The sequence below is a fragment of the Rathayibacter sp. AY1B5 genome, from assembly GCF_002932795.1.
Classification (GTDB): Bacteria; Actinomycetota; Actinomycetes; order Actinomycetales; family Microbacteriaceae; genus Rathayibacter.
This window is the reverse complement of the sequence record NZ_PSWM01000044.1, coordinates 1-8,710: the sequence shown is the minus strand read 5'-3', so window position 1 is coordinate 8,710 and position 8,710 is coordinate 1. Positions and strand designations below refer to the sequence as shown.

Genomic DNA, 8,710 nt, shown 5'->3' with positions numbered 1-8,710 from the left:
GCCCCGACCCCCTCCCCGACCGCCGGCTCCCCCGAGCGGGAGACGTCCGCGCCCTGGTGGACGAGCGCCGTCGTCTACCAGATCTACCCGCGCTCGTTCGCCGACTCGAACGGCGACGGCATCGGCGACCTGGGCGGCATCCGATCGAAGCTCGACCACCTCGCCGACCTGGGGGTCGACGTGATCTGGCTCTCGCCGGTCTACCCGTCGCCGCAGCACGACAACGGCTACGACATCTCGGACTACGAGGACATCGACCCGCGGTTCGGCACGCTGGAGGAGTTCGACCTGCTCCTCGCGGAGGCCCACGAGCGCGGGATCCGCATCGTGATGGACCTCGTGGTCAACCACACGAGCGACGAGCACGCCTGGTTCGTCGAGTCCCGCTCCTCGCAGGAGGACCCGAAGCGCGACTGGTACTGGTGGCGCCGCGGGCGCCGCTCGGCCGAGGCCGGCCGCGAGCTCGAGGCGGCCGCCGGCGCCGGCCTCGACGTCGCCGAGCCGAACGGCTGGCGCTCCTACTTCTCCGGCCCGGCCTGGACGCTCGACCCGGCGACCGACGAGTACTTCCTCCACCTCTTCGCGGTGCAGCAGCCGGACCTCAACTGGGAGAACCCCGAGGTGCGGCACGCGGTGCACGCGATGATGAACCGCTGGCTCGACCGCGGAGTGGACGGCTTCCGGATGGACGTGATCAACCTCGTCTCGAAGGACGTCGGAGCGATCGACGGCGAGCAGGGCGGCGCCGGCATCGTCGGAGGAGTGGGTCCGCGGCTCCACGAGTACCTCCGCGAGATGCACGAGGCCGTGTTCGCGCACCGCGAGGGCTCCTTCCTCACCGTCGGCGAGATGCCCGGGGTCACCCTCGAGGAGGCCGTGCTCGTGACGGATCCCGAGCGCCGCGAGCTCGACATGGTCTTCCAGTTCGAGCACGTCGGCATCGACCACGGGGTCGACAAGTTCCACCCGGTGCCGCTGGACCTGGTCAGTCTGAAGGCCAACCTCGCCCGCTGGCAGGACGGCCTGGCCGAGCGCGGCTGGAACAGCCTGTACCTCGGCAACCACGACCAGCCGCGGCTCGTCTCCCGCTTCGGGGACGACGGCGCCCACCGCTACGAGTCCGCCACCCTCTGGGCCACGCTCCTCCACCTCCAGCGCGGCACGCCGTACATCTACCAGGGCGACGAGATCGGGATGACGAACGTCCCGTTCGCCGGCATCGAGGACTTCCGCGACGTCGAGTCGCTGAACTACTGGGCCGAGGCGGTCGACGAGCGCGGCGAGGACCCGGAGACGGTGCTCGCCGGGCTGCGCGCGCAGAGCCGCGACAACGCCCGCACGCCGGTGCAGTGGGACGACGGCCCGCAGGCGGGCTTCACGACCGGCGAGCCGTGGATCGCGGTCAACCCGAACGCCGCCGAGGTGAACGTCGCCGCCGACCGGGCCGCCGAGCGGTCGGTCTTCGAGTACTACCGGGCGCTGATCGCCCTGCGGCACGCCGACGAGACGGTGCAGCTGGGCCGGTTCGCGCTCCTCGAGCCCGAGCACCCCGCGCTCTTCGCCTTCACCCGCACCGGGCCGGGCGAGCTGCTCGTCGTCGGGAACGTGTCCGGCGAGCCGATCGAGGTGCCGCTCCTCGAGGAGTGGGCGGAGGCCGAGACGGTCCTCGGCAACGTCGCCGGTGCGACCGGGTCGACGCTCGGCCCGTGGGAGGCGCGCATCCTGCGCCGCTGAGTCCCGCCGCGTCGTGCCCCCCGCTCCGTCGCGGGCCGGGGCGCGGGCCCCTCGCGCGGCGCCCGAGTCGAGCGGTTCCGCGTGGGCGGGGGGCCTCAGGCGGAGACGCGGTCCAGCTGAGCGATGTCGCTCCGGGTCAGCGGGAGGGCGGCCGCCGCGAACAGCGACTCGAGCTCCGCGGCGTTCCGGGCCCGGACGATCGCCGCTGAGACCTCCTGGTGCGAGAGCACCCAGGCGAGCGCGACCACGCCGGGCTCCGTGCCGTGGGCCTCGGCGATCTCGTCGAGGGCCGCGAGCACGCGGGAGCCGTGACGGCCGACGTAGTCCAGGCCCGCCTCGAACAGGGCCGACGCCGGCTCGTCCGTGCGGCTGCGCAGGGCGCCGGTGAGGTAGCCGCTCGCCAGGGGCAGCCGCGCGAGGGTGCCCAGCTCGAGCCGCACCACCTCGGGGGCGACGTCGGCCTCGTAGGTCCGGCGCTCCATCAGGCTGTACTCCGACACGACGGCCGAGAGCGACGGCAGCGCGAACGCGGTCGCCGTCTCGTGCAGCGCCGTGATCGCGGCTCCGCTGAAGTGCGCGGCACCCAGCGCGCCGACCGAGCCGTCCGCGAGGAACGGCGCGACCGCCGCCAGGCTCTCGGCGATGGGGATCCCGGGGTCCTCGCTGTCGAACGAGAGCAGGTCGATCCGGGTGCCGAGCCGCTCGAGGCTCCCCTCGATCGCGATGCGGACGTCCTCCGGGGCCAGGCCCGGCGCGTCCGGGTGCCGGCCGACCTTCGTCGCGACCAGCATCCGCTCGCGCAGCCCGCTCTGCTCGAGCCAGCGGCCGATCATGTACTCGCTCCGGCCGGTCGCGTAGTGGTCCGCCGTCGAGATCACTGTGCCGCCGAGACGGCCGAACGCGTCGAGCACCTCGGTGGTGTCGTCGATCCCGGCGGCCCAGCCGAAGACGGAGCCGTCGAGGGCGAGCGGGTGCACGGGGAGGCCGGTCCGACCCAGGGTGCGTGAGAGGAGGGGCGTCTCCGGCTCGGTGGCCAGCGGCGTCGGGTCGGTCACGGAGTCCTCCGGTCGGGGCGGTGCGGCGCGGTCCCGCCACCGTACCCCATGCCCCCGCCGACGACGGACGCCCGCCCCACCGGAGTGGGACGGGCGTCACGGTCGTGCAGGAGGGGTCAGCTCTCGGCGGGAGCCTCGGCCTCGGCCTCCTCGGCCACGACGGGCGCGAGGGACAGCTTGCCGCGGTCGTCGATCTTGGTGATCTGGACGAGCAGCTTCTGGCCGACTCCGAGGACGTCCTCGACGTTCTCGACGCGCTTGCCGCCGGCGAGCTTGCGGACCTCGCTGATGTGCAGCAGTCCGTCCTTGCCGGGGAGGAGCGAGACGAACGCGCCGAAGGTCGCGAGCTTGACGACGGTTCCGAGGAACTGCTCGCCGACCTCGGGGTTGGTCGGGTTCGCGATGGCGTTGACCTGCGCACGCGCGGCCTCGGCCGACGGACCGTCGACGGCTCCGATGTAGACGGTGCCGTCCTCCTCGATGGAGATGTCGGCGCCGGTCTCGTCCTGGATCGCGTTGATCGTCTTGCCCTTGGGGCCGATCAGCTCGCCGATCTTGTCGACGGGGATCTGCACCGAGATCACGCGGGGCGCGGTCGGGGCCATCTCGTCGGGCTGGTCGATGGCCGCCGTGAGCACCGCGAGGATCGTGGTGCGGGCGTCCTTGGCCTGCTTGAGCGCGGCGTCGAGCACCGACGACGGGATGCCGTCGAGCTTCGTGTCGAGCTGGATGGCCGTGACGAACTCGGCGGTTCCGGCGACCTTGAAGTCCATGTCGCCGAGCGCGTCCTCGGCGCCCAGGATGTCGGTCAGCGCCGCGTAGCGGGTCTGGCCGTCGACGACGTCGGACACGAGGCCCATCGCGATGCCCGCGACCGGGGCGCGCAGCGGCACACCGGCGTTGAGGAGCGACAGGGTCGACGCGCAGACCGAGCCCATCGAGGTCGAGCCGTTGGAGCTCAGCGCCTCGGAGACCTGGCGGATCGCGTAGGGGAACTCCTCGCGGCTCGGCAGCACCGGCACGAGGGCGCGCTCGGCGAGGAAGCCGTGCCCGATCTCGCGACGCTTCGGCGATCCGACGCGGCCGGTCTCACCGGTCGAGTAGGGCGGGAAGTTGTAGTGGTGCAGGTACCGCTTCTTGGTGACGGGCGACAGCGAGTCGATCTGCTGCTCCATCTTGAGCATGTTCAGCGTGGTGACGCCCAGGATCTGGGTCTCGCCGCGCTGGAAGATGGCCGAGCCGTGGACGCGCGGGATGACCTGCACCTCGGCGTCGAGCGGGCGGATGTCGGCCAGGCCGCGTCCGTCGATGCGCACGCCGTCGCGGAGGATGCGGCCGCGGACGACCACCTTCGTGACGGACTTGTACGCCGCTCCGACCTGGTTGTAGGCCTCGGCCGAGAGCTGGCCCGAGGCGATGCGCTCGGCGATCTGCTCCTTGACGCGCGCCTTGAGGGCGTCGTCGGCGTCCTGCCGCTCGACCTTGTCGGCGATCTGGTACACGCGGACGAGCTCGTCGTAGCTGAGCTCGGCGACGTTGTCGTAGGTCTCCTGCGCGTAGGGCAGGAACACGGGGTAGTCCTTGACCGGCTTCGCGGTCTCGGCGGCGAGCTTCGCCTGCGCCTCGACGAGCGCGCGGAGGAAGGGCTTGGCGGCCTCGAGGCCCTCGGCGACGACGTCCTCGCTGGGCTTGGTCGCACCCGCCTTGATGAGGTTCCAGGAGGACTCCGTGGCCTCGGCCTCGACCATCATGATGGCGACGTCCGAGGAGCCGTCCTCGTTGGTGACGACGCGGCCCGCGACGGTGAGGTCGAAGACGGCGTTCTCCAGCTGGGAGGCCTTGGGGAAGGCGACCCACTGGTCGTTGCCGGAGCCGTCGGACATGAGCGCGAGGCGGACGCCGGCGACCGGGCCGGAGAACGGCAGGCCGGAGATCTGCGTGGAGGCGCTCGCGGCGTTGATCGCGAGGGCGTCGTAGAACTCGTCCGGCGCGATGCTGAGGACCGTGATGACGATCTGGACCTCGTTGCGCAGGCCCTCGACGAACGAGGGGCGCAGCGGCCGGTCGATCAGACGGCACACCAGGATCGCCTCGGTGGAGGGGCGGCCCTCCCGGCGGAAGAACGAGCCGGGGATCTTGCCGGCGGCGTAGGAGCGCTCCTCGACGTCGACGGTCAGCGGGAAGAAGTCGAAGTTGTCCTTCGGGTTCTTCGAGGCCGACGTGGCCGAGAGGAGCATGGTGTCCTCGTCGAGGTACGCGGCGACGGCGCCCTGAGCCTGCTGCGCGAGGCGGCCGGTCTCGAAGCGGACGGTGCGGGTGCCGTACGAGCCGTTGTCGAGAACGGCTTCGGCGAATGTGATTTCAGGACCTTCCAAGAGGTCTGTCTCCTTAACGTCTGCAGCGGCGCCCCTTCTGGGCGCCGGCGTTCGTCGGAGCAGCGGTCCGGTCAGGAATCGAGACGATCCCACGGCAGGGCTTCGCGCCGTGCCGTCGTGTGGAGGGCGTTCGTGCTGGCCACCAGTAGAAGAGCTCCGGGCTGTCGCGACCTGTGCCGCGAGCGGGACGTGCCGCCTGCGACTCGTGCCGAGGCGGTTCGTGCTCTGTCGCACGCTGCCGCTGTCCGGGACTCCACCACCGAGGACCAGCTTCCTGCCGGCCTGCTCCGTGGCTCGAACCCTGGGTCGACCGGCGGTCGCTTTCGGATTCGGAACCGGTTCATGCTATCAGCCGCGGTGCGGTTCCTCCATGGACCGCGCCGACCCGGCGGGCCTGCCGCCCGTCAGCCCCGCGTCTCGTGCATCAGCAGCTCGACGCGGAGCCCGCTCCTCGCCGTCACGATGCGGGCCGGGACGCGGGGCGACCTCCCCGCCTCCGAGAGCCGGGCGAGGGCGGCCTCGACCACGTTCTCGAGACCACGCGGCACCTGGCCGACGAGCCCCGAGGGACGCTGGGCCGCGAACAGGCGGACCGGCATCGGAGCGTCCACGCGCTCCTCCTCAGCGGTGCGGCGCGGGATCACGGCGGTGACCTCGTCCTCGCCGAGGGCGAGCACCCGCGCGATCTCGTCCTGGTGCGGGCGGGAGTCGGCGAGGCGGAGGAGAGTGTCGCCGCGCCGCGACTTCGGGCGCAGCTCGTAGTCGTAGTCGTCGAGCCTGCCCGAGCCGCGGTCGTCGGAGGGGAGGGGGTTCGCGTCGCCGCGTCCGAACGAGAAGAGCTTCATGCCCCCATTGTCCAGCGCGCGGCCCCTCCCCCGCTCGCGTCAGGCGGTGCGCCGCATCCGGGCGATCGCCGCGAGCACCAGGACGAGCACGACGGCGACGAAGCCGAGCAGGACCGGGACGGCCGGCAGGAGCGCGAGCGCGGCTCCGATCGCCAGGACCGGTACCGCGAGGCCGAGGTATGCGGCGAGGAACATGGCCGCGAGCACCTCGCCGCGGGTCTCGTCGGTGGCGAGCGAGCCGGCGACTCCGAGCGCCAGGCGGAAGAGCAGGCCCACGCCCGCTCCCGCGAGCACCCCGCCGACGATGAAGGCGGCCACCGAGACGATCACGGCACTGGTCGCGACCAGCAGCAGCCCGACCGTCAGCGCGACGGCCGCGAGGCGGAGCGCCGTCCGCGAGGACAGCCGGGTCGAGACCAGCTGCGCGAGGGCTCCTGCGGCGAAGACCCCGAAGGAGACCGCGCCGGCCTCGAGGTGGGAGGTCTCGCCGAAGCGGCCGGCGAGGAAGGTCGGCGCCAGTGAGGTGAAGAGGCCGAACACGGCGAACCCGGCGAACGCGCCGACCGCGGCCGAGAGGAAGACGCCGCGGGACGCGGCCGGGACGGCCAGGCGCTGCGGACGGTAGGCCGGGAGGACCTCGCGCCGCTCGACCGTCTCGGGGACGAGCGCGACGCCGATCCCGAGGACGACCAGGAGGACGAGGAACACGGCGTAGGGAACGACCAGCGGCTCGCGCACCGTCACGGCGAACACCCCGCCGACGAGCGGGCCGAGCGCCAGCCCGCCCATGTTGACGAGGGTGGACACGGCGCGGGAGGTGCCCGGCCCCTCCTCCGGACGGGCGACGGCGCGCAGCTCCGAGAGGTGGGCGGTGGCCGTCGCGGTGAGCGCGCCGACGCCGAGCCCGGTGAGCAGGCGGGCGAGGACCAGCCCGGGCACGTCCGGCCAGAGCAGGAACACCGCGGCCGCCAGGACCTCGACGAGGATCGAGGCGAGCAGGATCCGGCGGCGGCCGAGCCAGTCGCTGACGTGTCCGGCGAGGAAGAGGCTCGCCACGACTCCGACCGCGTACGCGGCGAAGACCACGGTGACGACGAAGGCCGGGAAGCCGTCGCGCTGCTGGTAGATCGCGTAGAGCGGCGTCGGCACGGTGGAGAACGCCATCACCGCGAGGAAGGCGGCGGCGATCACCCAGAAGCCGTGCCGGTGCGGGAGCTCGCGGCGGTGGACGGAGGGGAGGGAGCGCTCGGTGGTGGTCACGGTGTCCACAGTGCTCCGACCCGTCATCCGTGTCCAACGGAGGATCTCGGATGGATTGATCGCTCTGGTCGGATAATGGACGCATGGACGACCGCCAGCTCGCCGCCTTCGTCGCCGTCGCCGAGGAGCTCAGCTTCACCCGGGCGGCCGCGCGCCTGTTCGTCGTGCAGTCGACCCTCTCGGCGAGCATCCGCTCGCTCGAGCAGGAGCTCGGCTCGCCGCTGTTCGCCCGCTCGACACGGCGAGTGGCGCTCACCGCGGTCGGCGAGGCGCTCCTGCCCTCCGCCCGGTCGGCGATCGACAGTCTCGACCGGATGCGCTCGCTCGCGGCCGACGACGCGGCGGGGCTCCGCGGGCGGGTGCGGGTGGGCACCTTCTCCGCCCTCGACCTCGTCGACCTGCCCGGGGCGCTCGGAGTCTTCCGCGCCCGGCACCCGCTGGTGGACCTGCTCCTGCGCACCTCGACCACCGGCTCGACCGGTCTCGCGGAGGACCTGCGCCGCGGCCTGCTCGACGCCGCCCTGCTGGCACTGCCTGCGGCGCAGCTGCGGGGCCTGGCGGTGACCCGGCTGGTGCGCAGCGACTACGTCCTGCTGGTGGAGAGCGCGCACCCGCTCGCCGCGGCGGGACCGCCCTCGCCGCAGGACCTCGACGGGCTCGCCTTCGTGGACACGCCCGCCGGCTTCGGCAACAGGGTCGCCGTCGACCTCGCCTTCCGCGAGGCCGGGGCGTCGCGCCGGGTGGCCACCGAGGTCGCCGATCTGCCGGGTATCCCCCGCTTCGTGCAGGCGGGGCTGGGTCCGGCGATCGTGCCCCGCGCGGGCGTCGAGCCGCTGGAGGGCGTCACGGCCCTCGCGCTCGACTGGCCGGGGCTCGTCTGGGAGCTCTCGGTCTGCACGGCGCCGCGTCCCTCCGCCGCGGTGCAGGCGCTCACGGCCGTGCTGGCGGAGCGCTCGGCCTAGGCCTCAGCCCTCGCGCAGGGAGCCGCGGACGATCGAGTCGCCGGAGTGCTCCGGGTCGTCGTCGAACGGCTCCTGGGAGACGTCCACGAGCGAGTACTCGTCGAGGTCGACGTCCTCGGGGACGGCGAAGACGCCGTCGGTCCCGTCGAGCACGCCGAGGCCGACCAGCCCGGAGGCGTCGGCGGCGAGGAGCCAGACCTCCCGGTACGAGTCGTCCGCGCCCTGCGCGTCGAGGTGCACGTGCAGGCGGCGGGCGCCGTCGGCGTCCTCCAGCTCGGCGGTCCCGCTCGCGCCCTGCCAGTCGGGGAACGCGGCGAGATCGGCGCGCGCCACCACCGCGGCGGTGTCGTCGCTCCGCGAGGCCTGCCACCAGGCTCCGCCCGCGGCCCCGACGACGAGCGCGCCGAGAGCGGCCAGCACGGCGCTCAGAGCGCGGGGTCGGCGGCGGCGGGTGGGACGGTGCCGTCCCGGGGGAAGGG

Annotated in this window: 7 protein-coding genes; 2 read left to right on the top strand and 5 right to left on the bottom strand. The window is 73.1% G+C overall.

All coding sequences use genetic code 11. The annotated features are described in order from the left end of the window. Window positions 1-81 precede the first annotated feature (81 nt). Window positions 82-1,734 (top strand): alpha-glucosidase, encoded by a 1,653-nt coding sequence (locus C5D44_RS17295; protein WP_104282369.1) that lies wholly within the window; start codon window positions 82-84, stop codon window positions 1,732-1,734. A 95-nt stretch (window positions 1,735-1,829) separates the two neighbouring features. On the opposite strand, the gene C5D44_RS17290 is transcribed toward C5D44_RS17295, so the two are convergent. From C5D44_RS17290 to C5D44_RS17275, 4 genes are all read right to left on the bottom strand, one after another. Next, window positions 1,830-2,789, bottom strand: coding sequence for an aldo/keto reductase (locus tag C5D44_RS17290; RefSeq protein WP_104282368.1), 960 nt, complete (start codon window positions 2,787-2,789; stop codon window positions 1,830-1,832). A gap of 116 nt (window positions 2,790-2,905) precedes the next feature. Continuing rightward, the gene (locus tag C5D44_RS17285) at window positions 2,906-5,164 is read right to left on the bottom strand and encodes a polyribonucleotide nucleotidyltransferase (protein WP_104226293.1); all 2,259 of its coding nucleotides are present in this window, start codon (window positions 5,162-5,164) and stop codon (window positions 2,906-2,908) included. 404 nt (window positions 5,165-5,568) lie between these two features. Then, window positions 5,569-6,009, bottom strand: coding sequence for a hypothetical protein (locus C5D44_RS17280; RefSeq protein ID WP_104276128.1), 441 nt, complete (start codon window positions 6,007-6,009; stop codon window positions 5,569-5,571). Window positions 6,010-6,048: 39 nt separating this feature from the next. Continuing rightward, window positions 6,049-7,269: an MFS transporter gene (locus C5D44_RS17275; RefSeq protein ID WP_258068039.1), complete on the bottom strand. Its 1,221-nt coding sequence runs from the start codon at window positions 7,267-7,269 to the stop codon at window positions 6,049-6,051. Window positions 7,270-7,352: 83 nt separating this feature from the next. On the opposite strand from C5D44_RS17275, the gene C5D44_RS17270 reads away from it, so the two are divergent. Beyond that, window positions 7,353-8,231 (top strand): LysR family transcriptional regulator, encoded by an 879-nt coding sequence (locus C5D44_RS17270; RefSeq protein ID WP_104282366.1) that lies wholly within the window; start codon window positions 7,353-7,355, stop codon window positions 8,229-8,231. Window positions 8,232-8,234: 3 nt separating this feature from the next. On the opposite strand, the gene C5D44_RS17265 is transcribed toward C5D44_RS17270, so the two are convergent. Beyond that, window positions 8,235-8,710, bottom strand: a 476-nt coding sequence (locus C5D44_RS17265; protein ID WP_146088091.1) for an anti-sigma factor, incomplete at its 5' end; no start/stop codon positions are given.